We start from the raw sequence: 25,958 nt of genomic DNA on the forward strand, positions 1-25,958 counted from the left end.
TGGTACTATGTTATTTATTTTCATTATGGTAAACTAAAATTAGAATTTGCAAAATGGGGGTGCGTTACATGAATAAGCAGAGACTCGCGGCACTTCTGGATAAAAATGAATCAACCAAGCTGGATTTTAAAGAAAAGCTATCCATCAAAACAGAATGGGAAAAAAAGGAGCTGGCTAAGGATGTATCCGCCATTGCAAATTCGAAGGGCGGAAGAGGATATATCATATTTGGCATAGAGGATAAAACTAAGAGGGTGGTCGGCATAGAAGAGATGCCCCATCTGGAAGAGCAGATTCAGCAAATAATCAGCCAAAGATGCGATCCCCCTATTATGATAAGATTCGATATGGTGAGTTATGATGAAAAAGCAATAGGAGTTCTTACTATATACAAAAGCAGCCAAAAACCTCATCAGATACTCCAAAATGGCTCTTTTTACCTCAGAAGAGGATCGACTACGGATATAGCCCGAAGAGAAGAAATCGCAGGCATGCTCCAGGATTCAGGGCTTTTGCAGTACGAGACAACAGCTTTGAATAATGTACATGTGGATCAGCTTGATTCAAACATTTTGATGGAGTATCTTGCTAATTCCGGTTTAAAAATAGAGTATGAAAAGATTGATAACATATATCCCTTATTAGAGGGCTTAGGTATACTTTGCAGGGAGGAGGATCTGGATAAATTTCATCCCACTATAGGAGGGATGCTCATATTCGGCTATAAACCCCAGCAATTTCTTCCTCATACAGGCATAAAGATAATAGATGGAAAGACAAGAGAAGCACAGTACTTTGAAGGAGATATAACTTCTATGCTGAACCATGTGGAGGAATACCTTGAAAATATCATAAAAAAGCCGGATTATCCTATAGCAGCCCTGTTTGAGGCAGTTGCCAATGCGGTAGTTCATAGGGATTATTTCAGCTATGGAAGAGAGATCATAATATATATTTCCAGCGGTCATATTGAAGTCAGCAATCCAGGAGCATTATGCCATCTGGATGGGGTCCAGTCACTGTTGAATGAAAATAACCCCTATAGACGGAACAATTGGCTTTATCATAGACTGCTGGTTCTGGACGAGAAAAAAAGATTTTTAAAGACAGGTTCAGGTCTAAAAAGGATAAAGAATTCCTTTTCAGATCATGGAAGGGTAAAATTTATAAACAACGAAAAAAGAAATTTATTTAAAGTCATATTGCCGGGAGGATTCAAAACCTTATATTAAAATCCCGAAAGGCGTTTGGGTGGTGTATTATGAGAGAAAAAAAAGTCGTACCCTTTGAAAGAGAAGCGGATTTTTACTTTGACTTAAGCTTTAAGTACTTGCAAAACGGCAGACTGAAAACCGCTTTAAGATATATTGAAAAAGCAGTAAATATAAAACCTGACGACAGCTATATGCAGTTCAACTATGCCGGGCTTTTGGCTGAGCTTGGACATATAGAACATTCTTCCAGTGTGCTTCTGAACATAGTAAATAATTTGGACCCGGGCTATGATGAATGCTATTTCGGGTTAGGCTGCAATTTTCTTCAGATACAAAAGATAAAGAAGGCATTGGAATACTTCGAGAAATATTTAAGCCTTGCTCCTTATGGAGAATTTGCAGAAGAAGCGGAGCATCTGGTCGAAATGCTTACAATGATCATAGATGCTAACAATAACCTTGACGATGAGGAACTGGAGAAGATATACAAAATAGAAGAGGACGCGATAAAGTTCATGGAAAGAAGAGATTACGAAAAGGCCCTGAAAAACCTTGAAGAAGTGGTCTCGAAGCTTCCTAACGCAGTTCCTGCGAAGAATAATCTATCCTTGACAAATTACTACTTGGGCAAGATAGATATAGCAATAGCAATGGCAAAAGAAGTGCTTGCATATGAGCAAGGCAATGTCCATGCAAACTGCAATCTTGCAATATATTATAACAAGCTTGGAATAAACAGCTTGCTGGGAAGGCAGATACGCATCATCAAGAAGCTGTATCCGGAAAATGAGGATTATGCATATAAGATCGCTGACACATTGGGCTGCCTTAACAGGTATAAAGAAGCTTACGATGCATACAAAAGGCTTCTCAGGATAAATGGAGAAAATCCTAAATATGTTCATCTCACTGCAGTAGCTGCATTTAACTGCAAAAAGTTTAAAGAAGCGGCAGCGTTATGGGAAAGGCTTCAAGAAACCGACAAAGAGAATTTTCTTGGAGATTATTATTTCAATATAGCTGTTGAAACCCAAGAAGGCATCAGGGAATTCAAATACCTGCCCTATCTTTATCAGCTCCCTAAGGAGGAAGTTGGAAGAAGGATAGATATAATATATGAATTCTTATCTTTAAGGGAAGGCGAAGCAAAAGCGCGGTTAGCTGGTGACGAGCATATCAAGGACATCATATATTTTGTCATAAGCTTTGATAAGATTGTACTGAGGAAGATGGTCTTCAATAAAATAAGAAAAGAAAATATAATTGAGCTTGAAGAAGTGATCAGAAAATATATCCTTAGGCCGGATATTGATAAGAACATAAAGATAGAAGCTGCTTTTCTGCTCAACAAGATAGGTGCGAAAGAGCCCTATTATGTGCTGATGGATGGAGAGATAAAGGAGATAACCATTGAGCCTGATGGACTGCTTGAAGATGAGTGGAAAAAGGAATGGGAAGAGGTAAAGAATAAAACTCTGAAGATGATGAAAAGCTGCTATAAGACACCTTATAAGAAAATAGTAGAAGATATTTGGTATGATTTCATAAAATCATCATATCCGGAAGTCCCCAATATAGGAAAGATAGAGATATGGGCAGCCGCTTTGGAATTTGCATATTGCAAATTTACCTGCAAGGAAGTGACTCAGCGGCAGCTGGCCGATAAATACAAGGTATCAAAAAGCTCCATAAGCGAGAAATCCAGGATCATATTCAGCTATATAGGAAGCAAATGCAGGGAAAGAGAATGATTATCCTCTTTCCCTTTTTATTTTTTGTTTCTTTCTTATGGAATATCCGAAAAAGCCCAAGGTCTCATCCAGACTCCAATACTCTCCATGATTGTAGCATATCAGATCTGCTTTTGATAAATGAATCTTTTGTTTCTCGTCCATGAGCCCTTCATCTACCGAAACTCCTACAATGTCAGAAATGAACATATGGTGGGAGCCCAGCGGGATAATATCTTTCACTTTGCATTCCAAGCTTAACGGGGCCTCTCCTATGGAAGGGGATGTTACAAAATTGGACTTTTCAGGAGTCAGGCTCAAATATTCGAATTTATTTACCTCTCTTCCTGATTTAACTCCGCAGAAGTCCAATGCTTTACAAAGCTTTTTATTGGGCAGATTGACTACAAAATCACCTGTATTTTTTATCATTTCAAAGGAATGCCTTTCGGGACGTACCGAAATATAAAGCATGGGGGGGTCCGAACAAATTATGCCCGTCCAGGCTATTGTAATTATATTGTTATCCCCGTTATGTGAGCATGAAACCATTACCGCAGGCACCGGATAAAGCATCGTTCCCGGCTTCAATTGAATCTTAGACATATATAACCATCCTTTTCTACTTTTATCACTGACAAACAGTTGCCTAATGAAATAATAAAGCAACAGGCGGAAAAATTCAACTGAGGCCTGGCCCAAAAAAAGTTTTGAAATGTTAAGTCATGCTGTAACAAAAAAAGGACCTGCACATAGTATAGAAGTGGGAAGAGAGAGAACAACCCTTTGGGTGGGAGGAGGTTAGATATGAACAATATATTCTTGTTATTGCTGGTGCTCATCATACTTCTAGCCAGCGGCTGCAAAAACAGCAATTTCATATTTATTATAGCTCTTGCCATCCTTGCCTTGGGCGCTCAAGATAAGCTCAAATTCCTAATATGATGATCAAAAAATATAAAAAGGAGGTGTAAATATGGGTTTATGCGGTAATGTTGCAGGTGTAGGGGCTGGTTGCGGTCCTGTTGCAGGGATAGTAGAAGAAAAGCATTGCTGCCCCGGCGAGAATTCATTCTTGCTTTTGTTGCTTCTCTTCATACTCCTTGCATCTTGTGTCACCAAAGGTATAACTAATAACTTCTTCTTTATTATAATACTTGCAGTAATAGCCTTTGGAGGCTTTGGGAGAACCTTTTTCGGAGAATTCTTTTAGCATGAAATAAAGTCGCTTCAGATTTACCAGGAGGGAGGTGCTTTAATGTCAGGTAATTTCGATAACGTGCTAGGAGCATTTGATTCAAATTCCTTCTTGCTTCTGCTGCTTTTGTTTATCCTCTTAGCATCTTGTGTCACCAAAGGTATAACTAATAACTTCTTCTTTATCATAATACTTGCAGTAATAGCCTTTGGGGGCTTTGGAAGAACTTTCTTCGGAGTAGGCCTGTAAGTACAAAAGATCCCAGGCTTAGCCTGGGTTCAAAATACAATAATTTCTTAGTATTCAGAATAAAGGAGGTGTGAATATGGGCTTATACGGTGGTAATGTTGCAGGAGTGGGAACCGGCTGCGGCTGTGGTAACGTTGCAGGCATAGGGACCGGCTGCGGACCTGTTGCAGGGTTAGCAGATTTCTGCAAGCCAGGCGAATTCTCTTTCTTGCTGCTGCTTGTGCTCTTCATATTATTGGCATCCTGCATTACAAGAGGCAGAGATAGCAATTTCTTCTTCATCATAATACTTGCAGTAATTGCTTTCGGAGGGTTTGGAAGGACTTTCTTTGGAGTAGGAATTTAACACTGAAAGTTAATTTAAGCCCATAAGGAGGTGCTTATATGGGCATAGCATCGCAAGAATGCTGCGAGCCGACGGCGGGCCTGTTCGGTTCTAACTGGATTTGGATAATACTTCTGATACTCTTTTTCTGTGGAGGCTTCGGCGGTTCAGGATGCGGCGGCAGTATATTCGGCGGCAGTTTCTTGGGTAACAATGGAATATGGATAATACTGATTATATTATTTTTCTTCTGCTTCTGCGGCAAAAGAATATTTTAAGATTAAGCCCGGCCTGAACCGGGCTTAAAACTTCTAAGGAAAAGCTGTAACCAAAATAAGCTTAGGGAATAAAATAGAAGTGAGAAAAGATTAGAACCTGTTTAGTATCTGCTAAAGAGGTTCTTATATCCCGAGGGGGTTTTGGTATGAGTTTTTTTGATGAGATATTCAATAAAGACATTATATGGATACTGCTTTTGCTGTTTTTGGTGTGTATATTGCCCCAAAGATGCTCCGAACCTATCATTAAAAACAAAGGCTTAAAGGAAGAAAGCGACCAATGCGGTAAGGAAGATATAGAGTGCGGCAAAGATAGCAAAGATATAATTTATAGGAAAGCAAAAAGCCAAAAAGAGCGCAGAAGGCTCGTATACTAAAATAAGACTTTTGGAGGTAGTTGCATGGCTTATGGTAGAAATAATAACAGGTATAATGAAAGAGATATTGAATCTATAAAGGAGAAAATATCTGAGCAGATGCCCGGGGTGGATTTAAACAATATTGATCAGCAGCAAATGAAAAGAATGGTTATGGACCAGATAAACAATAATCCAAACATAAATATAAGTCAAGATGTTAAGGATAAAATAGACAGAGGGGATATTGAAGGTCTCAAAACGGAATTGATTCAGTATTTAGATAATCAAAACAGTCCGGACGGTTCAAGCCAGAGATTGAGCAATATGCTCAAAAGCAATGATTTTGATGGCTTAAAAGATGAATTAATGGGAATGCTCATAAAAGGTATGAGCAATCAAAAAAAAAATGAGGTAAATGACAGCGAAGATAAAAGGGCGGAGAATATGGCTTATCAAAATCCTTTGACAGCTTTATTTGATGAAACCCTTTTAAACAATATTATGGAAAAGTTCTTCGATGGAAATAAAAACGATAAAAGGATAGTTCTCTTAAACTCGATGAAGCCATTTGTATCCGATAGGAGGCAAAAAGCCCTGGACGATTGCGTAAAGGCCATGAATGTGATTGCGATGATGGAAAGATTGGGTTTTAAGGCAGGGAGATAAAATTGGATATAATAAAAATTACGAATTTCGTATCAACCAACTTTACTTTTGAAGATTTATTTTTGCTTGGCATATTGATTCTTCTTTTCGTGGAGCGAAAATGTGATAAGATGTTTATAGGATTGTTGATATTTGTTTTTATATCCGGTTTGAGACAAGAACTATTATCTTTTAGATAAGGGCTCTTGTCTAAATTTTGCTTGCGTGATATCAGCAATCTGCAGGAGTAAAGGGACAATACCATAGCCTAGATTGCGTAATTCAGGAAAATATTGACTTGGTATATGCTAAGATAAATAGTATAATATTATATAAAATACTTTATTAGGGGGAATTTTTTTAATGGACGGGGACCTGTGGTCGCAAATGTTTGTAATCTTATTACTGATAGGGATTAACGCATTCTTTGCCGCTTCCGAAATGGCAATAGTGTCTATCAGGCAATCGAAGCTAAAGCCTCTCATAGAAGAGGGCAACAAAGCCGCCAAAATTGTAGATAATTTTATTGAAGAACCGAGCAAGCTGCTTGCTACAATTCAAGTAGGAATCACTTTTGCAGGCTTCTTTGCCAGCGCGCTGAGTGCTAAAACTCTTGCTGTATACTTGGCTGAAGCTCTAAAAAAATCCAACCTGGCAATTATATCTACATATGCAGATTCTTTTTCATTTATATTAATGACCCTGCTCATGGCATACATAACTTTAGTGCTGGGGGAGCTGGTACCTAAGAGGATGGCTCTGCAGTGGTCCGATAAGGTAGCTCTTGCCGTAGCAAAGCCAATTTTATTCCTTTCTAAGATTGCTTTTCCTATAGTCAAGCTTCTGACCTTCTCTACAAACTTCATAGTCAAGATGTTTGGAGGTTCCGCAGAAAATAATTCAGGCCAAATTACCGAAGAAGAAATACGCCTTATGATAAACGTAGGAGAAGAGAGAGGGATCATCAGAGAAACAGAGACGGAAATGATCAACAGCATCTTTGAATTTGACGACACAGTGGTTAAGGAAGTAATGACACCCAGAACAGATATAGCAGCTATCAATATAAACGCTTCTCTTGAGGAAATCCTGGAAGTGATTGTTGAAGAGCATTTCTCCCGTATACCTGTATATGAAGATACAATAGATAATATAGTCGGATTGTTATATGTTAAAGATTTATTCGGCATGATGAAGTATGGAAAAGAATTTAAAGTTTCTTTAAAAGATATTATCAGGCCCGCCTACTTTGTACCCGAGTATAAAAAGATAGATGAGCTTTTTAAAGAGATGCAGAAATCCAAGACCCATATAGCCATTGTAATAGATGAATATGGCGGTACGGCCGGGCTTATCACGATAGAGGACTTATTGGAAGAAATCGTAGGAAACATCTTCGATGAATATGATGATGTGGTGCTGGAGTATGAACAGCTTGATGATAATACATATTTGATCAACGGTATGCTCAGCATTGATGAGGTCAATGACATAATGCATACTGAGCTTCCAGAGGATGAGCTGGAGTTTGACACTATAAGCGGTATGGTTTTGAGCCTTTCAGGTAAAATGCCCGAGGTGGGGGACGAAGTTGAGTTTGACGGAGTGCAATTCCGCATTGAAGAAGTGGATGATAAAAGGATAACTAAAATCAGGATTAAAAAGCAGCCTGATGAAGCTGAAGAACAAGAATAATATTAGGGCCGGTATAGAAATATACCGGCTTTTATATTTGAACAAAATCTCAGAATTTTTTCACAATTAATACATAGCTATCACAAATCAAAAAGATATAATATACTTAAACGGAAATAGACAAAATGGAAATAGACAAAATATGGATAAGGAGGGTGTGTAGTGAATAATTTTAAAAGGCTTTCATGTATTTTTATATTGCTTTTATGCTTTTGTATAGTATTCTCATCTTGTTCTGGGGAAAAATCTGCAAAAACCAATAAAATCACTATCAATGCGGCTGAAAATATGATAGATGAGACCGGCATCCTGGCTACGATAGAGGAGCTCAGCTCAGATAAATATAAAGGCAGGCTCGCCGGTACCGAAGAAAACGAATTGGCAGCTCAGTATCTGGTTGATCATTTTAAAAAAATCGGGTTAGTGTCTTCCCCAAAATTAGAAAACTACGTCCAAAAGTATTATACACAGGTGCAAATCATTAAAAATGAGCCTGTTTTGCAATTAGAAGATAAAGAAGGAAATGTGGTAAAAAGCTTCAAATATGTGGAGAATTTCGTAATAAGAGCATTATCGAGCCAGACCCAGGATATAGACATAAAAGCTCCTTTATACAAGGCAGAGGATATGGAGGCCATTAATACCTCAAAAGAAGATGCTAAAGGGAAAATATGCTTATTCTCCCTTTCTTCAAGGCAAAACGCAAGCACTACGGAAATGGTTGAGACAGTAAGTCAGAATGAAGCATTAGCAGGGATCGGAGAATTTGATATAAAGAGTGAGGATAGAAAACATTCTAATTTGACGGTGACTCCTTTTCGCGGCCCCTGGATGAGGGGAAGCTACAATCCTTATATGCTTGTTGATAACGATACGTTTGTGGAACTGGCACAGGCAGCAGATAAGGGCTTATATCTGAGGTTTATATGCAGCTTCGAAGAGGATTTCCGCAAGCCGGTGTCTAATGTGATAGGATTGATCGAAGGCTCGGACCCCAAATTAAAGAATGAATATATAATAGTGGGCGCACATTTTGATCATGTAGGCGACAATAAAAATGGCACCTATAATTCAGGGGCATTGGATAATGCTTCAGGCACTGCCGGATTGGTGGAAATAGCAAGGGTGATCAAATCAGGAAAGATACAACCTAAAAAATCCATTCTATTTATCGCTTTTAATGGGGAAGAGTCAGGATTTACCGGGTCTGAATATTATGTAAACAATCCCGTCTATCCTTTGGATAGAGCAGCCATGATAAATATGGACATGATAGGGGCCAGCAAAGAAATGCCCATAACCATTGCATCCGCTGATAAGAGCGGGTACGGGCTCCAGGATGAAATGTATGAATATGCCCGGGCGTTGGGGATTGAAGCGAGGAAGGGCGATATGGCAGGCAGCGATCATTACAGCTTTGCCCAAGTCGGTGTAGCTTCGGTGATGCTCATCGATGAAGATTGGGGAAATGGTTATCACAGCCCTAACGATAATATGGAAGATATAAGCAAGACAAAAATTGAGCAGATTGTAAAGCTCGTGCTTCACTATATCGATAAAAATGCTTATTGATGAAGATTTTGATTGAGGAGGAGCAATTAAATGAGCCGTAAATACGTAAAGTGGATGGTGTGCCTTGCCATAATAATTTGCTCTATGGGCGTGTTTTACCTGAAGACGGAAAAAGCCGGGGAAAATGCTTTAGCCAGCTTTAAAAAAATCGGCGATGGTCCTCTATATACCATGATGTATTATGGGGATTACGGGTTTGGGGACTACTTGAAAGTTGGGAAAAAGATATCCGCATATGATGATTCTTTGAGCAAGGATGTTGCCTGCAGCTGCTTTGCAGCTCTCAGTAAAGAAGGCGATATGATCTTCGGGCGAAATTTTGACTGGTATGACAATCCGAAGCTTATATTATTTACTCGCCCCATTGATGGCTACGCTTCTGTATCAATGGTGGATATGAAATATCTGAATTTTAATTCTGAGGAAGAGGTTGCAAATGCATCAAAGGAGGAATTGGGAAGATTGCTGGATGCTCCGTATCTGCCATTTGACGGTATGAATGAATATGGCCTGGCTATAGGTGAAATGACTGCCATGGGCACTGAAGCATCTATAGATCCTGGCAAGGTGACTCTGGGTGATCTTACCGTAATGCGGCTGACTTTAGATCATGCGAAAACCGTTGAAGAAGCGGTTTCGTATATCGAAAAGTATAATGTGTATTTTCCTCCTGCACCGCCTTTGCACTTTCTTGTGGCCGATGCAAAAGGAAATTCCGCAATCATAGAATTTGTAAAAGGCGAGATGAAGGTTCTTAAAAACGATAAGCAATGGCAGGTTGCAACCAATTTCATAGTATACGGAAGCAACGAAAAAACCAAAAATGGGTGCAGAAGATACGCTGCGGCTGAGAGGGTCCTGAGTGAGAATAAGGGTAAGCTGACAGAAATGGAAGCGATGAAGCTGCTGGAGGAAATATCCCAGCCTACAACGCAATGGTCTATTACGTACAATATGAGCAAGGGAAGCATACAATTGGTGATCAAGAAAAATTTTGACGATATAATGAGTTTTAACCTGCCGCTGAAAAGCTGACGCCCAAAGCCGCAAGCTGCTCAGGATTCAGAGCTCAGAACTCAGAACTCAGAAGCTATGGTATTCCTTACGGGTCATAAGAGGACGGGAACCACTGAAAGACACGGATTTTTGCACTGAAAAACACGGAAATGTTTTTCTAATGCCATATCACACAGGAATGCGAGTTACGAACCTGCTTAGATATGGGATTAGTTAAAATAGAAAAAGGAATACCCTAGCTCTCGCAACTCGTAACTCGAAACTTTTATATATTCCGCTGCAGTAAAATAGCATCCATGTATAGACTAAGTATGCTTATATAAAAATTGCCAATGACCCTTATGAGCTGAGCCTTAGAAAAAACGTAGGCGAGGCACGGACGCCGAGCAAGCTTTCCAGGTCACGGATGACCTTTGGGAAGCGTAGGATTTTCTTAGGCTCAGTGAATTAGTGTCATCAATTTTTATATACTATACGTGACTATACATGGATGCTATTGCTTATGGAGCTTGTCTCAAATCCGCAACCCTGCTGATCTTGCCCTGGCTCCTTGGAAGGGTTTTTGGCGGCAGCAGCCTTACCTCCGCTGCTATACCGGTTATACTCATAATATTTCTCCTTAGCTTATCTGCTGCTATCGCACCATCATCGCAAGAAAGCTCCGCTTCTACTTGTACCAGAAGCTCATCGAGCTTGCCTTTCTTGCTTACCACGATATTATAGTGGGGAAGCAATTTCGGCATGCTCATTATCACGCTTTCGATCTGGGAAGGGAAGACATTAACCCCTTTGATGATGAGCATATCATCGCTCCTGCCGGTTACTCTGTCCATTCTCACGTTTAGGCTGCCGCAGCTGCAGCGTCCGCGGTAAAGGGTAGTGATATCCTTTGTTCTGTAGCGGAGCAAGGGCATGGCCTCTTTTGCGATTGATGTAAGCACAAGCTCGCCGCTTTGGCCATAATCTAAGGCCGCTCCTGTTTCGGGATCTATTATTTCGGCTATATAGTGATCCTCGTTTATATGGAGCCCCTGGCGCTGGCTGCATTCACAGCCCACTCCGGGCCCGATGATCTCGCTTAAGCCGTATATATCATATGCCTTTATCCCGTAAGCTTTTTCAATCTCCTGCCTCATTTCTTCAGTCCAGGGCTCTGCGCCGAATATTCCTATCCTTATGGGAAGCTTGTGGAAATCAATGCCTTGATCTTTTCCGGCTTCCGCAAGATGTAATGCATATGACGGAGTACAGGCCAATACAGTGGTTCCAAAATCCTGCATGAGCTGCAGCTGCTTTGCTGTGTTGCCGGTGGACATGGGCACCACGGTAGCACCTAATTTTTCTACTCCGTAATGGAATCCCAGGCCGCCTGTAAAAAGTCCGTATCCATAAGCTACTTGTACCGTGTCTTCTTTTGTTACACCGACAGCTTCAAGCTCCTGGGCGATCATTTCAGCCCATCTGCCGATATCACCGGAGGTATATCCGACTACGGTAGGCTTTCCGGTAGTGCCTGAGGAGGCATGGATCCTGGCCAGTTTTTCTTTAGGCACTGCAAACAATCCGAATGGGTAGTTGCACCTCAGATCCTCTTTGGTTGTGAAAGGGAGCTTCTCTATATCTCTTATTGACTGAATATCATCAACTTCTATATCTTTAAGAAGCCTGCTATAATAGGGCACTTTGCTTTTCAGCAAGGCAACGGTCTCCCTTAGCTTCTCCGCTTGTTTTTTCTCAAGCTCTTCTCTTGCTCTATCATTTTCCTTTTTTATACATTCCGTTGATCCTGACAGCGCAACGGAGCGTATTGCCATGCAGCTCAGGCAGTTATCGCAAAGGCCGTTTTTATATTTCTGGCAGCATATGCTTGCATTTTCCTCTGCTGCTGAATTTGCTGATAACTTGCTTCTATTACTTGTTTTCTTTCCGTGATTCATTTTCATATATGATGCACCTCCAAAAAATATCAGCCGCTTTCCTTTGGGACGAAAGCGACTGTACTCCGCGGTACCACCCAATTTGACATTGTTGTCCTCTTTTGAAGTGCCGGAATATCTCCTGAAATATATGCTGCTAAAATAAAAAGCCTTCCATCCCCAAAGGGATGAAAAGCAATTTTCATCATACCACCCTTTGTCTAATAAATAGACTGCAGCCTCAGCGAGTACGGGAAATATCCGATACCCCTTCCCAAAATAACGCCGGGAAATTGCGGCCTACCCTAATCAAGCTTTCAGGCGGCTTCTCCGGAGCGAACTTCAATTGGCCATATCCTAAAGCTGTTTCCAATCTAAGGCAGCTTCTCCCTGAAGGATTGTTACCAATCTACTTTGAACCATCATCGAATTTAATATTTAAAATGATATCACATATGAAAATATATTTCAATATAATATTTCATTTTTAAATTGTGCTGTTAAAGAGGATTATTATAATTTCTTAAATTCTGTCCGAAATATTTTAGCTCACCGCTGCTGCCGTCAAAAACGGCAGAGTATAATATGTCAGCATATTTTAATACTGCTTCGTATTCTATTTTGCCTTCCATATTTCGTATCATCATTATATCCATAACCTGTGCTTCCTTGCTCAATTTTGCCATTATATCCTCCCGGCTTATTTCAGGCATGACCATTTCTTCTTCATAGGGGTATACTATCTCAAAGGTGCTTATCAATCCGTGAGATTCCAAAATCAACTTAATTTTTTTCATCTCATCATATACATCGTTAACCTTTTTTATATATGAATAAGTGATATAATTTATTTTTCCTTCATCGTCGTATTTTATTTTTTTGTCATATAGTAATACGCTGTCGTCAAACCTTGATACTATTTCGCTTGCATTTTTATCAAGCTCTTCTTCCGAGTACATGTTTGAAGGGACCCAATAGCTTACGGCTTGAACGGCAACTCTTCCGGTCTTTTTTTCATAGGTGATTTTATAGCTTACAGTATCGTCTTTTACACGGGTTTTGTTCTCATGGATATACTCTGATTGGGTGTTAAATTCATATATATCAGTATACTGCTCCGGGTCATCATCGTATTCCAGCGATTTGGCTTCTACCAGCTCTGAAAAGACCTGCTCACAATATTTTTTTGCTTTTTCAAAATCAGCTTTTTCAAAATTCCCTTTATAGCTCTTTAAAAATTTGTATTCTTCCTCGTGCAGCAGCTCCTCTGATTTCTGTGAATAGCTGTTGTATATTTTTATTATATTCTTTTTTAATTGAGTGAATTGATCAGAATTAAAGCCATCGTAAAGGTCTCCTAAAATAATTTTATACTCTTTGATCAGTTGATCGTTATATGAATAGAGAGCTTTTAAATATTCTTCTTCCGAGAAGTCTATTATATCATCGGAAAGTATGCTTTTTATCACATTATTTACGCGCAAATACATATGGTCATAATCGTGGATGGCCTTGCTCTTTCCATAATCTGATGCATCACGATTGGATTTGGAGAAATTAAGAACGGCATTCTTATTTATAAAATCTTTATCGGCATTAAAATCATGGCTTTCTAAAAGCAATATTTGAGATATGTTGGCATTCAGCTTTTCTAATTCTTCTCCAAAGTATTCAAAATCATAGCACATTCTGGTTTTAAGATCCCCATAAGCGTTGAAGTAAGGCTTTGCATAAAACGGAGAAAAGACAATCAATGAATATAACAAAACATAAATCATCTTTTTTATAATTGTTTTTTTCATGAAGCTCCTCCCTAAAAATATAATGATGTTTATTTATTTTGACACATATTTATAGTAGTTGGTTTCAAGTATCCTTGAGGAGTAAAAAAATTTTGCGTTTACCGTTTCGGAAGTTGCTTTTATATAGTCCTCATCAACCTTTGCCCCTTGCTTTTGAATGAAAACTCTGCTTTCTGCGTTATAGAAGCCTTTGTCGGTTATGAAGCTTTTATTGTTGAATACGACCAGAGGTTCGGAGTCTGAGAATATATCCCTTCCCATGAGGAGCCTTGAGTCGTACTCCAATCCCATAAGGTTGGAAAGCGTGGGGAGGATGTCGAGGCTTGAACAGGGCCTGTCGATGACAAGCGGCTCCATGCCTTTTGTATACAGGATAAAGTTGTTCTTAAAGAGTTCAAAGTTTTTTTCTATAGGATGACCGGCCAGCTCTTCTAGCTCATTGATCTCGAGTCCATAAGGATAATGATCAGAGCTTAAAGCTATGAGAGTCCTATCCGCTATGCCTGCTTCTTCAAGCTTGTTCAGCAAATATTCCACTGCCCGGTCCAGCTCTATTTGACAGGCTATATATGCTTTGCAGGGTTCCGAATAGGGCAAGTCTCTCACATATTTCTTGTTTTTTAAAGCCATAGCGTTTCCTGCAAAGGAGTATCTCATATGCCCGCTGACGGTCATATAGTAGATATGAAAAGGTTCTTTTGCGATATACTCCGGTATTGTTTTTTCCATCATTTCCAGGTCTGATTCGGGCCAGGTCTTTTCTACTTCCAGGCCATTCCCCAATCCTTTATAGGCATAGCCCATATTCGGATAGGAGACATCTCTTCTATAATAGGTGTAGGTGTTGTTGTGATAAGCCAGAGTTTTGTAGCCCAGACTCTTTAGCTGATTCCCCAATACAAAGGGCATTGATATCTTGCCGGATTTATAAAAGCTCCAAACGCCGGTTTTAGGCAGCAGGCTCGTATATGCTACATACTCGCCGTCTGAAGTGCTTACCCCCCATATAGGCGTGTAGAAGTTTGTAAAATTATAGCCTTCATTAACCAATTTGTATAGGGTGGGAGTAACGTCCCGGCGCACTGCATAAGGAGAAAAGCTTTCGGCTGTGATTAATATGAGATTATATCCCTTATACTTTCCGGTATATTCATTTTTTGAGGTGGGTTCCACCTGCTGGAAATACTGATGCATACCTTTTACTGTTTCATTTTTTTCAGCAGAGATCAGCTGAGAAAAATCTATGTCCATGATGTTGTATTCAATCTTCTTCTCTTTTGGATCATCGGCAGCTTTTGGAGGAGCTGGCTGCGGGTTGCGGGGGGGTTCTGCCAATGCAGGAGACCGGCCCAAAAACAGTCTTTGCACATCCAGCCTCATAGAGGTGATCAATCCGAGCTTTTTCACTGACAGGACCGGATAGCTGCTTTCAAAGTATAGATCATAAGCGGAATATTGTCCTCTCCCTCCTGCATAAATAAAAGCAAGCCCCGTTAGGTGAAATAAGAGGATGCAGCAAGCTAAAAATATTCTGTATCGCCTGTCGGGTCTTTTTATTGACGGCAGCTTCTTTCTCAATAACACTGATGATATGAGAGGGAGAAACAGCAATATGATCCAAACAAGATTTTTGGCTATGCTGGCTATTATATCCCTCCACAGCTCAAATATTTGCCCGGCGTTTGCGGCTGAATACAAGGTGTAAAATGTTTTGAAGGTCTTGTAATACAGCAGCTGTGAGGAGAAAATAAATGCCGATAAGCCAAGGGTGATATAACATAAAACATGGTTTGTCTTCTCTTTAAAGAAGGAGCAGAGCATATATAAAACAATTGAAAAGGGTATTGAAAATATTAAAGAGAGTATGGAACCGGAAGCCAATAGGCTTCCGGTGACAGATAACCTCAATATGCTTTCCATATAGAACGTTGAGAGAATAAAATAAAGTATAAAGTGCGGAATTTTTATATTTCTTATCATCTACGTGATCCCCCTATATAACAATTATATAACAAAGCAGCACCATAAACAAAAAAAATCTTTATGGCACTTCTGAACACTTTTTATTTATTGAGATATATTGAGTTATTAACGAGCATCTTAAAATGACTTAATATAACCAAATAATTTCTAAAAGATATTCAACCGAATTCAAATTATTCCAGTCATATACAATAATTGAATTTTTCCTTCCATTGCGAACATTTGAACAAAAAAATTAAGGCTTTTAAGTTGGCATGTATCTTGCTAATTAATATAGACTATTAATAATTATGTCTTGGTTGGAGGGTGCGGCGGATGACAAAACTGCTTGAATTCAAGGATTACAGCATGGGCTTTAAAGATGATAATGGAGATGTATACAATTTATTGGATAAAGTTACATTCTGTATAGAGGAAGGAAAAGCCCTGGGCGTAGTAGGCGAATCCGGATGCGGCAAGAGTATGACAAGCTTGTCCATAATGAGATTGCTGCCATCTAACATAGTTTTCCAGGGCGGCCAGATTATCTATAAAGGAGAGGATTTGCTGAAAAAGCCGGAGGCGGATATGCAGAGAGTAAGGGGTAAAGATATATCCATGGTCTTCCAAGAGCCTATGACATCGCTGAATCCTGTTTTAACAGTGGGATTCCAGATAGGTGAGGTTTTGAGGAAGCATTATCCTGATATGAATAAGGAACAAATAAGGGAAAAGGTAATAGAGCAGCTGGAATTGGTAGGCATACCAAGCCCTGAGAAGAGGCTGAATCAATATCCCCATGAGTTTTCAGGAGGCATGCGGCAGAGAGTGATGATAGCTATGGCAGTAGTATGCTGGCCTAATCTGCTGATCGCGGATGAACCTACCACTGCCCTTGATGTTACTATTCAAGCTCAGGTACTGGATTTGATGCAAAAGCTGAAGGAAAAGGGTTCGCTGATGCTCATAACCCATAATTTAGGAATAGTATCAGAGATATGTGATGAGGTAGTGGTAATGTATGCCGGCAGGGTAGTTGAAAAGGGCAGTGCAGAAGAAATATTTGAAAATCCATGCCATCCATATACAAAAGGCCTTATGGCTGCAATACCATCCCTGTCCGTTGAGCAGGAGGAGTTGTATTCAATACCCGGTACGGTGCCTGTAGCTAAAAACTTTGCAGCAGGGTGCAGGTTTGCGGATAGGTGCGGTGAATGTGCGGAAGGCTGCAAGGACAGCGTTCCTCCTACTAAAGAGGTGAGCCCCAACCATTATGTGCAATGCTGGCTGGGCTTTGAAGGGAGGTAATGGTTTTATGGAGGATAAAATACTAGAGGTCAAGGATCTGACCAAGTACTTTGATGTATATAACGGGCTATTTGGGAAAAAGAAATATGTCCATGCGGTAGAAAATGTAAGCTTTGATCTATATAAATCAGAAACCCTGGGCATTGTAGGAGAATCAGGCTCCGGCAAATCAACATTGGGAAGGGTTTTGCTGAAGCTTATAAAGCACACTTCAGGTAAAGTTGTATACAGGGATAAGGACATAATGAGCTTGAGGTCCAGGGATTTCGGAGCATTGAGGAGAGAATTGCAGATGGTATTCCAGGATCCTTATGCTTCCTTAAACCCGAGAATCAAAATAGGAGATGCCATTGCAGAACCTCTGGTGGCTAATCGGGTTGTCTCAAGCTATGGCGAGGCACGTAAAAAGGTATATGAGCTATTGGAACTGGTGGGGCTTCAAACCGAATTATACGAGCGTTATCCCTATGAATTCTCGGGAGGTCAGAGGCAGCGCATCAGCATCGCAAGAGCTTTGGCTCTGGAGCCTAAAATATTGGTATGCGATGAAGCGGTATCGGCCCTCGATGTTTCTGTGCAGGCTCAAATACTGAATCTTTTCAACAGCTTAAAGAAACAATTGGATCTGACATATTTGTTTATCAGCCATGATTTATCCGTAGTGAAGCACATCAGTGACAGGATAATGGTGATGTATCTGGGAGAAATTATGGAATTAGCTCCTACGGATAAAATATTCGAGAGAACTCTTCACCCTTATACGGAGGCATTGATATCTGCTATACCGGAACCAAAGTCAAAGGAGAAGAGGAAGAGAATAATATTGGAAGGCGATATACCAAGCCCTATCGATCCTCCCATGGGCTGCAGATTTGCAAGCAGATGCTTTAAGGCTATGGAAATATGCAAAAATGAGCATCCGCAAATACTGGAGGTACAGCCAAATCATTTTGTTCGCTGCCATTTATATTCGGAAGGGAAGGAGGATTGACAAGGTGCTTAAATATATGTTTAGAAGAGGACTGAAAGGACTGCTGACAATCTTTGTATCCATAACGATCACATTCTTCATCATCAGGCTTATGCCGGCTGACCCTGTAACCTTGCTGGTGGACCCAAAGATGGGGCCTGAGGTGCAGAAGGCTATGATGGAGCAGTTTGGCCTGGACAAGCCGCTGGGCGAGCAATATGCAATTTTCATAAAACAGGCTGCTATGGGAAACCTCGGTGTATCCTTTAAGACCAGAGAACCCGTTACGGAGGTCATAATGCAGAAGCTGCCTTGGACATTGCTGCTGCTGGTCATCACTGTAACCTTTTCGCTTATGGTCGGCATACCCATAGGAATGCTGTCAGCCAAGAAAAGGAATCAAGCCTTTGATAAGCTGGTGAATGTTTTGGTTGTGGTAGGGATTTCGATATTTATACCATTTTTATCTTTTGCGTTTCTGTATATATTTGCATATTATCTGAAGCTTTTCCCGACAGGCGGTGCTTATACGCCTCCTCCGGGAAAGGGACTGGATTATGTTTTGGATGTGGCAAGGCATGCTGTGCTGCCGGCTCTGACGCTGTTCATCAATAATGTGGCCACAATCATACTATATACGCGAAACAGCATGATAGACGTTCTGAAGGAGGATTATATCCGTACAGCTTTTTCAAAGGGATGGAATGATAAATATGTAATACGCACCCATGCACTTAAAAATGCACTTATTCCCACCATAACCGTGACAGGTCTGGTCATAGGGTCCATGGTAGGCGGAGCAGTGATGACCGAAACCGTATATGCATGGCCGGGCATAGGCAGGCTTATTTATGAATCCGTAAGCGCTATGGATTATCCCGTGCTTCAGGGAGCATTCCTCATATTAGCCGTAGCAGTGGTTTTTATGAACATAATCACGGACTTAGTAGTAGCCTGGTTGGATCCGCGCATTAAATTAGGAGGTTAAATAAATGCAGAGTAGAACATTTTTCCAAGCATTTGTGAGAAAAAAACTGGCCGTATTCGGACTTATGGGCGTATCGATCATCCTTTTTATGGGACTTGCAGCGCCTTATATTGCACCATATCCCACCGGATACGGTACGGAGATTATGGAGCCTCCTTCATTGACACATTGGTTCGGAACTGATGGTTTGGGCCTTGATGTATTTGCAGAGGTTGTATGGGGAGCACGGACATCGCTCTATGTGTCGATAATGGCTGTAGCTGTGGCAGCAATCATAGGAATTCCCGCCGGACTGATATCAGGGTATAAAAAAGGGATTACAGGTTCAATCATCGATGGAATAATCGATATATTCCTTACCCTTCCGGTTTTGCCTCTTATGATAGTCATAGCCGCCATAGTGGGATCTTCAATAACGAATGTGGCTGTGGTTATAGGGCTGTTTGCCTGGCCGTCCTTAGCCCGTGTAACCCGAAATTCAACCATGAAGGTATCGGAGATGCAATTTATAGAGGCTGCAAGATGTGTAGGAATATCGTCGAAGGTGATATTGTTCAAGCATATTTTACTGAATATTGCGGGGCCTGTTTTGGTAAACCTTACTTTGGTCATGGCGACTGCTGTATTGTCCGAGTCGGGCTTAAGCTTTTTGGGACTGGGCGATCCTACGACCTGGTCCTGGGGCACGATCCTGAAGAAGGCCTGGGATGCAGGCGCCGTAATAGATACGCCGAATCCATGGTGGTGGTGGTTTTTCACAAGCTTCTTCATCATGATTTATGTAATTTGTTTCAATTTATTGGGCAGCGGCATCAATGAGGCGCTGAATCCTAAAGCAAGAGATTAAGGAGGTATTGATGATATATGCATGATTTGATAATTCGCAATGGCTACATAGTGGATGGCACAGGAGCCAAGGGCTTTTTAGGAGACATAGCCATAGATGGGGAAAGGATAAGCAGGATCGATACATCGATAGATGAAAAGGGCTTAAAGGAGATAGACGCTTACGGCAAGATTGTGATTCCCGGCTTCATCGACCCTCATGTCCACGAAGAGTGGGTATGCATGATAGACGGCACTTATGAATTGTTTTTGCGCCAGGGCGTTACTACGGTGGTAAACGGCAACTGCGGGCATTCCATAGCTCCGGGGCCTGTGGACAACGTAATAGATTATTACTGGGGAAACGGCTTGATGAGCACCAAGCAGAGGGATGAATATAAAAAAAGATTTCCTCAATGGAGCGATTATGCAGGATATAAAAAGGCCGTGGAGGACAAAGGAACCAACATAAACTTTGCAACCTTGCTGGGCCATGGAACAATTCGCTGGTCAGTCATGGAAGGTGCTTGCGACAGGCCGCCTACGCCGGAAGAAGCGGAGAAGATCGAAGGCATAATACGCCGCAGCATGGAGCAGGGAGCCTGGGGAATATCCTTTGGGCTCGACTATGTGCCCAGCAGATATGCGGATATGTATGAACTGGTCACTGTGGCAAAGCTTGTCGCGGAGTACGACGGAACAGCCGCTGCACATCTCAGGCATTCCATAGGGATAAAGGAAGCCACCGATGAGTTTATCGAGGTGGGAAGGAGATCCGGCGTAAAGCTGCAAGTTTCTCATCTCAAGCCTACCTGCCCAGACGCCTTTGATTCGGTTGCCAGGGCTGCGGAATCCGGCCTGAGAATTTTAGCGGATACCATACCCAGAAGCACCGGACATTGCACTGGCAAGGCAAGGCTTATCCAGTTCACTATGGCCTTATCGGATGAACTGTTTGCGGGGGGACCCGAGGGAGTAAAAAAAGCTCTTTTGACAAAAGAAGGCAGGGAAATGATTAAAAAGGATGCATATATCTTTGCCGGAGACAAGTCTGATAAGTTTATCATTTTGTCCCAGGACCCCCATTTAGAGGGGAGATCCGTTAAAGATATTGCCCGGGAAAAGGGCATCGATGCAGACGAGTGCATGCTGGATTTGATCGGCGATGACAACGACTATGTCTTCTGGCTGGGAGGCCCGTCAAGAGAAGATTTCCCCGAGACGGGACATATGGATTCCATTGTGTCGAATCCTTATGTATGCGTCGGCACCGATGAAATACTGGGAGATGTGGAAGATCCTTTTGATTGGTATGAGCTCCAGAGAAGAGGCGGCTTCCCCATATTCATGCAGATGTATCTTTCTAAGGGCGTCGCTGTGGAGGAGATTGTAAGAAGGAACACCTCCATGGTTGCAAGGCATTTTGGCATGAAGGAAAGAGGAGAGCTGAAAAAGGGCAGCTTTGCTGATATAGCAGTTATTGATCTTGAGAATTACAGATTCCCGTCTCCGAAGGAGATTGATTATAGAAAGCCCCTGACTATGGCAGATGGTGTTGATACGGTAATAGTCAACGGAAAAATAACCCTTGAAAAGGGGCAATTGAAGTCAGCATATTCAGGAAAGGTTCTAAACAGGGATACAAAGTAAAGGGAGGAATAGGAATTATGAAAAAAAGGACAGCAGTATTATTGACAACGCTAATAGTTTTATTTTCATTTTTAGTTACTGCGTGCGGCGGAAACAGTCCCCAAAGCGCGCAGCCGGCAGGCGAAAGCACCGCTGAGGGGAAGCCTGCAGTAGGAGGGAGCCTGGTTGTGGGCATCACCGGAGATCCCTATAATCTGGCAACATGGTTATCTAATGATATGAATTCGTCAATGGTGATGAATCTTGCACTGCCGCCTTTGATGGCTACGGACAGCAAGGGAAATAAGGTGCCGTATATACTGAAGAGCTGCGATATAAGCTCTGATGCAAAGGTTTATACAGTGACACTGCATGATGGACTCACATGGCATGACGGCAAGGAATTTACCTCTGAAGATATGGCTTTTACCGCAGAATATCTTGTAAAGCATAAGCTGGGATATGGATTAGACATGTATTCCAATGTGGAGAAAACAGAGATCGTTGACAAGACTACTTTGAAATACTATCTGAAAAGCCCCCAGGTCAACTTTATGTCTCAGGTAGGCTTCTGGATCGATGTAATGCCGAAACATATTTATGAAAATGTGGATGACCCGGCTAATTTTGAATACAATGGGGTAGGCTACGGCCCGTATAAGCTGAAGGAATATAAAAAAGGCGAATATTATTCATTCGAAAGGGTTGAAAATTGGCCTTTAGCCAATGACGGGCAGGGCGCTTATATAGAGAACATCACCTTCAGGGTCTTCCCGGATGCTAATGCTCTGGTGCTTGCCATGAAGAATGGAGAAGTCAATGTATCAGGCTCAGCACTGCCTATAGCAGCACAAAAGCAGCTGGAATCCACACCGGATAAATTTGGGATAAAAAAGGTCAACTCACTGGGTTACGGATACTTCGCATTCAGCTATAAGAATGAACTGCTAAAAGATTTTAATGTCCGCAAAGCCATAGCTATGACCATCGACAGAGACGCCCTTGTAAGCACTGCAATGCAGGGCGGGGCAATAAAGATGGAAACACCTATATCACCTGTTTTCGAAGATCTTGTAAAATCAGATATAAAATTCCCTGCTTTTGATGTAGAGGGTGCCAAGAGCCTTCTTGAATCCTCCGGATATACCGATAAGGACAATGATGGGGTAAGGGAATCAGCTTCAGGTAAAAAACTGGAGTTTGAATTGATATATCGTACTACCACTGCCAATATTGACCCCATTGCCAATGTATTTAAGGCCAATGCAGAAAAGGCAGGCATAAAGATAAACCTTAAGCCTGTTGATCCTGCCACATATACTGACAGGGTTACAAAGCAGAGAAACTTCGATATAAACGTTATAGACTGGGGTGTAATAGACGACCCGGATTCATCTTTGAGCACTGTATATGCTTCCAATGCCCAGCTTAACTTTATGGATTATAAAAATGAGAAAATGGATGAGCTGCTTGCAAAGTCAACTCAAGAGCCCAGCTATGAAAACCGTATCAAGATCATGGATGAATTCCAAAAGGAATATGTAAATGAGCTTCCGGCGATTAATACATGGGTCAGGGTCAATGCTTACGGCTATTCAAAGGACTTTGAAGGCTGGGATTTGACTCCCGGGCTTTATGGGGTATTGGATGCAAAGGATATAGTCAAGGTTTATAAAGCAAAATAGGAAATCCCCCCAAATATATATTGGAGTTTGAAAGAAGGATATGAGCCAGATATAATCCGTTCATATCCTTCGCTCCTAAGTTGTGATTAATTTTTAAGCGGCATTACAGGAGGCATAAGGATGAAAAAAGGATACAAGGGCTACAGGTCATATCAATACCTGGAAAAGGATTTGGATTATAAGGGGTTCAAGCTGTCGAAAGAGATTGGCAGAGTGGAACCGTATTTGATTCCGTTGATGGATGAGGAAGAAAAGAGAGTAGAGGTTATCATTAACAATAATATAGTCATATCTCTTCATGACCATCCTACTATCATACCTGAAGACGTGAACGAACTTATGAGTTATGAGAGAGAAGGCAGGGAGGCTACGGCTTTTGAAGGTTTAGCACACTCGTGCCTTGATGCGGTTTTTGACAATATGATGGACGGCACCTGCGTCATAGGCTCTAAAGCCGGATGGAAGTGGATTGATGTAATACATGATATGGGCATGAGATCCTGCGATATAGCCCATCAGGATTTCTTGATCAAGGGCAGCAATATAGATGATATCTATAAGGCTAAAGCTGAGGGGAAGATAGCATGGTTCATTTCCCTTGAAAGCGCTACGATGATTGAAAATGAGCTGGACAGGATAGAGATACTATACGGGCTCGGTGCCAGGATGATGGGAATAGCCTATAGCGAATCAAACTCCTTAGGCTCCGGCCTGAAGGAAAAGAATGACGGCGGCCTCACAGCCTTCGGATGCCAGGCAGTGGAACGCATGAACAAGGTGGGTATGGCCATCGATGTATCCCACACCGGGGATAAGACTGCTATGGATACTATAAAGGCGAGCAGTAAGCCCATATTCATAAGCCATATAGGAGCGAGGGCCTTATGGGATATGAAGAGATTGAAGCCGGATGATGTCTTTAAGGCCTGTGCAGATAAAGGCGGAGTCATAGGCATTGAGGCGGCTCCTCATACGACGATCACAAGGAAACATCCGAGGCATGATATAGATTCCTACATGGAGCATTTTGAATATATAAAGGATCTGGTGGGGATAGACCATGTTGCCTTTGGTCCTGATGCTTTATTCGGCGACCATGTGAGCTTGCATGACCTTTTCAGCAGCAATATGTCTATAGCCGAAAATACCGCAGGCCGCAGCTTTGACAGGATTGAGTATGTAAAAGGCCTGGAGAATCCTGCCGAAGCATCGCAGAACATCGTGAGATGGCTTGTGAAGCATGGCTACTCCGATGAGGAGATAGGCAAGGTACTGGGTAAAAACGTTATAAGGGTTTTAAAGCAGGCTTGGAGTTAAATTATATGTCATGATTAAAAAGTGTTTAGGAGGTTTTAACAATGGGAATTAATAAGAAATATGACGGTTATGAAGCATATCAATACTTGGAGAAGGGCAAAGATTACAAGGCCTTCAAGTTTCCGAAGGGTGTGGGAAGAGTGCCTGAATACTATCTGCCCCTTAATGCGGAGCAGGAAAAACGTGCTGCGGAAATCTCTGAAAAGTATATTTTCATATCATTGCATGAGCATCCTGTATTTTTCCCGGAGGATTTGGGACAGATATTCGAGTATAATAGAGAGGGAAGACAAGCAGCAGCTTATGAAGCATTGGCAAAATCATACCTTGACGTTGTTTTTGACAACCTGATGGATGGGACATGCACAATATCCTCAAAAAACGGCTGGAAATGGAATGATGTGCTTCATGATCTGGGAATGAGGCTTTGCGATCTGGCCCATCAGGATTTTGTGATCCGCTGTGAGAAGGTGGATGATATGGTAAGGGCACATAGGGAAGGAAAGATAGCTCTGGTTCCCACTGTGGAAGGTGCCGCAATTTTGGAGAATGAGGTCGAGCGTGTAGAGATACTATATGGCTTTGGCGTAAGGATGATGGGAATAACATATAGCGAAGCTAATTCATTGGGATCCGGCCTGAAGGAAAAGAATGACGGAGGCCTCACCGCCTTAGGATATAAGGTTGTGGAGAGGATGAACAAGGTGGGTATGGCAATAGATTGCTCACATGTAGGAGACAATACTACCATGGATGTAATAGAAGTGAGCACTAAGCCCGTATTCCTGTCCCATTGCGGTGCAAGAGCAATTTGGAACAGCAGGAGACTGAAGCCTGATCATGTCCTTAAGGCATGCGCTGACAAGGGCGGTGTTATAGGTATAGAAGCTGCACCCCATACCACTCTTACGGTGAATAATCTGGAACATTCCATCGATTCCTTTATGGAACATTTTGAATATATAAAGGATCTGGTGGGTATAGACCATGTTGCCTTTGGTCCGGATACTTTATACGGGGATCATGTAGGGCTGCATCATGCATTTGCTTCTAATTTATCGATAAAAAGCTCCCATGAAGGCTCGGCAGAATTCAGCGAGGTGGAATATGTGAAGGGCCTGGAGAACCCGACAGAGGCATCCATAAACATTGTAAGATGGCTTGTTAAGCACAATTATTCCGACAAGGATATAGAAAAAGTGTTAGGCGGAAATATCATCAGAGCACTGAAGGATACATGGATATAATCGGACATAATCAACTCGTTGTGCCAG

Annotated in this window: 24 protein-coding genes; 20 read left to right on the forward strand and 4 right to left on the reverse strand. The window is 41.5% G+C overall.

Features of this window, described 5'->3' with window-relative positions; all coding sequences use genetic code 11:
- Positions 1 to 68 precede the first annotated feature (68 nt).
- Positions 69 to 1,232, forward strand: coding sequence for an RNA-binding domain-containing protein (locus tag LJD61_RS10655; RefSeq protein ID WP_255227520.1), 1,164 nt, complete (start codon positions 69 to 71; stop codon positions 1,230 to 1,232).
- Between the two features lie 29 nt (positions 1,233 to 1,261).
- Positions 1,262 to 2,965 carry a tetratricopeptide repeat protein gene (locus LJD61_RS10660; RefSeq protein WP_255227521.1) on the forward strand — a complete coding sequence of 568 codons (1,704 nt, stop codon included), beginning with the start codon at positions 1,262 to 1,264 and terminating at the stop codon, positions 2,963 to 2,965.
- Here LJD61_RS10660 and LJD61_RS10665 read toward each other — a convergent pair whose 3' ends face one another.
- A complete protein-coding gene (locus LJD61_RS10665; protein WP_255227522.1) occupies positions 2,966 to 3,550 on the reverse strand; it encodes a flavin reductase family protein in 585 nt (194 codons plus the stop codon).
- 201 nt (positions 3,551 to 3,751) lie between these two features.
- On the opposite strand from LJD61_RS10665, the gene LJD61_RS10670 reads away from it, so the two are divergent.
- From LJD61_RS10670 to LJD61_RS10715, 10 genes are all read left to right on the forward strand, one after another.
- A complete protein-coding gene (locus LJD61_RS10670; RefSeq protein ID WP_255227523.1) occupies positions 3,752 to 3,889 on the forward strand; it encodes a hypothetical protein in 138 nt (45 codons plus the stop codon).
- Between the two features lie 31 nt (positions 3,890 to 3,920).
- Positions 3,921 to 4,157, forward strand: a complete 237-nt coding sequence (locus tag LJD61_RS10675) for a hypothetical protein (protein ID WP_255227524.1) — start codon at positions 3,921 to 3,923, stop codon at positions 4,155 to 4,157.
- A gap of 45 nt (positions 4,158 to 4,202) precedes the next feature.
- On the forward strand, positions 4,203 to 4,391 hold the full coding sequence (locus LJD61_RS10680) for a hypothetical protein (protein WP_255227525.1): 189 nt from the start codon (positions 4,203 to 4,205) through the stop codon (positions 4,389 to 4,391).
- A gap of 76 nt (positions 4,392 to 4,467) precedes the next feature.
- Positions 4,468 to 4,737 carry a hypothetical protein gene (locus LJD61_RS10685; RefSeq protein ID WP_255227526.1) on the forward strand — a complete coding sequence of 90 codons (270 nt, stop codon included), beginning with the start codon at positions 4,468 to 4,470 and terminating at the stop codon, positions 4,735 to 4,737.
- A 38-nt stretch (positions 4,738 to 4,775) separates the two neighbouring features.
- On the forward strand, positions 4,776 to 4,994 hold the full coding sequence (locus LJD61_RS10690) for a chorion class high-cysteine HCB protein 13 (protein ID WP_255227527.1): 219 nt from the start codon (positions 4,776 to 4,778) through the stop codon (positions 4,992 to 4,994).
- Positions 4,995 to 5,140: 146 nt separating this feature from the next.
- The gene (locus LJD61_RS10695) at positions 5,141 to 5,371 is read left to right on the forward strand and encodes a hypothetical protein (RefSeq protein ID WP_255227528.1); all 231 of its coding nucleotides are present in this window, start codon (positions 5,141 to 5,143) and stop codon (positions 5,369 to 5,371) included.
- Between the two features lie 24 nt (positions 5,372 to 5,395).
- Positions 5,396 to 6,019, forward strand: coding sequence for a hypothetical protein (locus LJD61_RS10700; RefSeq protein WP_255227529.1), 624 nt, complete (start codon positions 5,396 to 5,398; stop codon positions 6,017 to 6,019).
- A gap of 342 nt (positions 6,020 to 6,361) precedes the next feature.
- The gene (locus LJD61_RS10705) at positions 6,362 to 7,693 is read left to right on the forward strand and encodes a hemolysin family protein (protein WP_255227530.1); all 1,332 of its coding nucleotides are present in this window, start codon (positions 6,362 to 6,364) and stop codon (positions 7,691 to 7,693) included.
- 162 nt (positions 7,694 to 7,855) lie between these two features.
- Positions 7,856 to 9,265: a M28 family peptidase gene (locus LJD61_RS20535; protein WP_255227531.1), complete on the forward strand. Its 1,410-nt coding sequence runs from the start codon at positions 7,856 to 7,858 to the stop codon at positions 9,263 to 9,265.
- Positions 9,266 to 9,295: 30 nt separating this feature from the next.
- Positions 9,296 to 10,300: a linear amide C-N hydrolase gene (locus tag LJD61_RS10715; RefSeq protein WP_255227532.1), complete on the forward strand. Its 1,005-nt coding sequence runs from the start codon at positions 9,296 to 9,298 to the stop codon at positions 10,298 to 10,300.
- 482 nt (positions 10,301 to 10,782) lie between these two features.
- Here the strand turns inward: LJD61_RS10715 and LJD61_RS10720 are convergent, their stop codons facing one another.
- The 3 genes from LJD61_RS10720 to LJD61_RS10730 all read right to left on the reverse strand — a co-directional run bounded on the left by LJD61_RS10720 (position 10,783) and on the right by LJD61_RS10730 (position 15,980).
- The gene (locus tag LJD61_RS10720) at positions 10,783 to 12,225 is read right to left on the reverse strand and encodes a phenylacetate--CoA ligase family protein (protein WP_255227533.1); all 1,443 of its coding nucleotides are present in this window, start codon (positions 12,223 to 12,225) and stop codon (positions 10,783 to 10,785) included.
- A 473-nt stretch (positions 12,226 to 12,698) separates the two neighbouring features.
- Positions 12,699 to 14,000: a hypothetical protein gene (locus tag LJD61_RS10725; protein WP_255227534.1), complete on the reverse strand. Its 1,302-nt coding sequence runs from the start codon at positions 13,998 to 14,000 to the stop codon at positions 12,699 to 12,701.
- A 33-nt stretch (positions 14,001 to 14,033) separates the two neighbouring features.
- Entirely contained in the window at positions 14,034 to 15,980 is a 1,947-nt protein-coding gene (locus tag LJD61_RS10730) for an LTA synthase family protein (protein WP_255227535.1), read from the reverse strand.
- Positions 15,981 to 16,298: 318 nt separating this feature from the next.
- On the opposite strand from LJD61_RS10730, the gene LJD61_RS10735 reads away from it, so the two are divergent.
- From LJD61_RS10735 to LJD61_RS10770, 8 genes are all read left to right on the forward strand, one after another.
- Complete coding sequence (locus tag LJD61_RS10735; RefSeq protein ID WP_255227536.1) at positions 16,299 to 17,270, forward strand: ABC transporter ATP-binding protein; 972 nt, start codon at positions 16,299 to 16,301, stop codon at positions 17,268 to 17,270.
- Positions 17,271 to 17,277: 7 nt separating this feature from the next.
- Positions 17,278 to 18,261 carry an ABC transporter ATP-binding protein gene (locus tag LJD61_RS10740; RefSeq protein WP_255227537.1) on the forward strand — a complete coding sequence of 328 codons (984 nt, stop codon included), beginning with the start codon at positions 17,278 to 17,280 and terminating at the stop codon, positions 18,259 to 18,261.
- Between the two features lie 4 nt (positions 18,262 to 18,265).
- On the forward strand, positions 18,266 to 19,228 hold the full coding sequence (locus LJD61_RS10745) for an ABC transporter permease (RefSeq protein ID WP_255227538.1): 963 nt from the start codon (positions 18,266 to 18,268) through the stop codon (positions 19,226 to 19,228).
- 4 nt (positions 19,229 to 19,232) lie between these two features.
- Positions 19,233 to 20,075 carry an ABC transporter permease gene (locus LJD61_RS10750; protein WP_255227539.1) on the forward strand — a complete coding sequence of 281 codons (843 nt, stop codon included), beginning with the start codon at positions 19,233 to 19,235 and terminating at the stop codon, positions 20,073 to 20,075.
- 17 nt (positions 20,076 to 20,092) lie between these two features.
- A complete protein-coding gene (locus LJD61_RS10755; RefSeq protein ID WP_255227540.1) occupies positions 20,093 to 21,703 on the forward strand; it encodes an N-acyl-D-amino-acid deacylase family protein in 1,611 nt (536 codons plus the stop codon).
- A gap of 17 nt (positions 21,704 to 21,720) precedes the next feature.
- Positions 21,721 to 23,367, forward strand: a complete 1,647-nt coding sequence (locus LJD61_RS10760) for an ABC transporter substrate-binding protein (protein WP_255227541.1) — start codon at positions 21,721 to 21,723, stop codon at positions 23,365 to 23,367.
- Positions 23,368 to 23,487: 120 nt separating this feature from the next.
- Positions 23,488 to 24,684: a dipeptidase gene (locus tag LJD61_RS10765; RefSeq protein WP_255227542.1), complete on the forward strand. Its 1,197-nt coding sequence runs from the start codon at positions 23,488 to 23,490 to the stop codon at positions 24,682 to 24,684.
- Positions 24,685 to 24,725: 41 nt separating this feature from the next.
- A complete protein-coding gene (locus tag LJD61_RS10770; protein WP_255227543.1) occupies positions 24,726 to 25,931 on the forward strand; it encodes a dipeptidase in 1,206 nt (401 codons plus the stop codon).
- Positions 25,932 to 25,958 lie beyond the last annotated feature (27 nt).

Source organism: Lutispora saccharofermentans (assembly GCF_024363565.1).
GTDB classification, from domain to species: domain Bacteria; phylum Bacillota; class Clostridia; order Lutisporales; family Lutisporaceae; genus Lutispora; species Lutispora saccharofermentans.

Excerpts from the sequence above, each read along its gene's own strand:
- LJD61_RS10655 (WP_255227520.1), top strand. The coding sequence starts at position 69 with ATGAATAAGCAGAGACTCGCGGCACTTCTGGATAAAAATGAATCAACC.
- LJD61_RS10660 (WP_255227521.1), top strand. The coding sequence starts at position 1,262 with ATGAGAGAAAAAAAAGTCGTACCCTTTGAAAGAGAAGCGGATTTTTAC.
- LJD61_RS10665 (WP_255227522.1), bottom strand. The coding sequence starts at position 3,550 with ATGTCTAAGATTCAATTGAAGCCGGGAACGATGCTTTATCCGGTGCCT.
- LJD61_RS10670 (WP_255227523.1), top strand. The coding sequence starts at position 3,752 with ATGAACAATATATTCTTGTTATTGCTGGTGCTCATCATACTTCTAGCC.
- LJD61_RS10675 (WP_255227524.1), top strand. The coding sequence starts at position 3,921 with ATGGGTTTATGCGGTAATGTTGCAGGTGTAGGGGCTGGTTGCGGTCCT.
- LJD61_RS10680 (WP_255227525.1), top strand. The coding sequence starts at position 4,203 with ATGTCAGGTAATTTCGATAACGTGCTAGGAGCATTTGATTCAAATTCC.
- LJD61_RS10685 (WP_255227526.1), top strand. The coding sequence starts at position 4,468 with ATGGGCTTATACGGTGGTAATGTTGCAGGAGTGGGAACCGGCTGCGGC.
- LJD61_RS10690 (WP_255227527.1), top strand. The coding sequence starts at position 4,776 with ATGGGCATAGCATCGCAAGAATGCTGCGAGCCGACGGCGGGCCTGTTC.
- LJD61_RS10695 (WP_255227528.1), top strand. The coding sequence starts at position 5,141 with ATGAGTTTTTTTGATGAGATATTCAATAAAGACATTATATGGATACTG.
- LJD61_RS10700 (WP_255227529.1), top strand. The coding sequence starts at position 5,396 with ATGGCTTATGGTAGAAATAATAACAGGTATAATGAAAGAGATATTGAA.
- LJD61_RS10705 (WP_255227530.1), top strand. The coding sequence starts at position 6,362 with ATGGACGGGGACCTGTGGTCGCAAATGTTTGTAATCTTATTACTGATA.
- LJD61_RS10715 (WP_255227532.1), top strand. The coding sequence starts at position 9,296 with ATGAGCCGTAAATACGTAAAGTGGATGGTGTGCCTTGCCATAATAATT.
- LJD61_RS10720 (WP_255227533.1), bottom strand. The coding sequence starts at position 12,225 with ATGAAAATGAATCACGGAAAGAAAACAAGTAATAGAAGCAAGTTATCA.
- LJD61_RS10725 (WP_255227534.1), bottom strand. The coding sequence starts at position 14,000 with ATGAAAAAAACAATTATAAAAAAGATGATTTATGTTTTGTTATATTCA.
- LJD61_RS10730 (WP_255227535.1), bottom strand. The coding sequence starts at position 15,980 with ATGATAAGAAATATAAAAATTCCGCACTTTATACTTTATTTTATTCTC.
- LJD61_RS10735 (WP_255227536.1), top strand. The coding sequence starts at position 16,299 with ATGACAAAACTGCTTGAATTCAAGGATTACAGCATGGGCTTTAAAGAT.
- LJD61_RS10740 (WP_255227537.1), top strand. The coding sequence starts at position 17,278 with ATGGAGGATAAAATACTAGAGGTCAAGGATCTGACCAAGTACTTTGAT.
- LJD61_RS10750 (WP_255227539.1), top strand. The coding sequence starts at position 19,233 with ATGCAGAGTAGAACATTTTTCCAAGCATTTGTGAGAAAAAAACTGGCC.
- LJD61_RS10755 (WP_255227540.1), top strand. The coding sequence starts at position 20,093 with ATGCATGATTTGATAATTCGCAATGGCTACATAGTGGATGGCACAGGA.
- LJD61_RS10760 (WP_255227541.1), top strand. The coding sequence starts at position 21,721 with ATGAAAAAAAGGACAGCAGTATTATTGACAACGCTAATAGTTTTATTT.
- LJD61_RS10765 (WP_255227542.1), top strand. The coding sequence starts at position 23,488 with ATGAAAAAAGGATACAAGGGCTACAGGTCATATCAATACCTGGAAAAG.
- LJD61_RS10770 (WP_255227543.1), top strand. The coding sequence starts at position 24,726 with ATGGGAATTAATAAGAAATATGACGGTTATGAAGCATATCAATACTTG.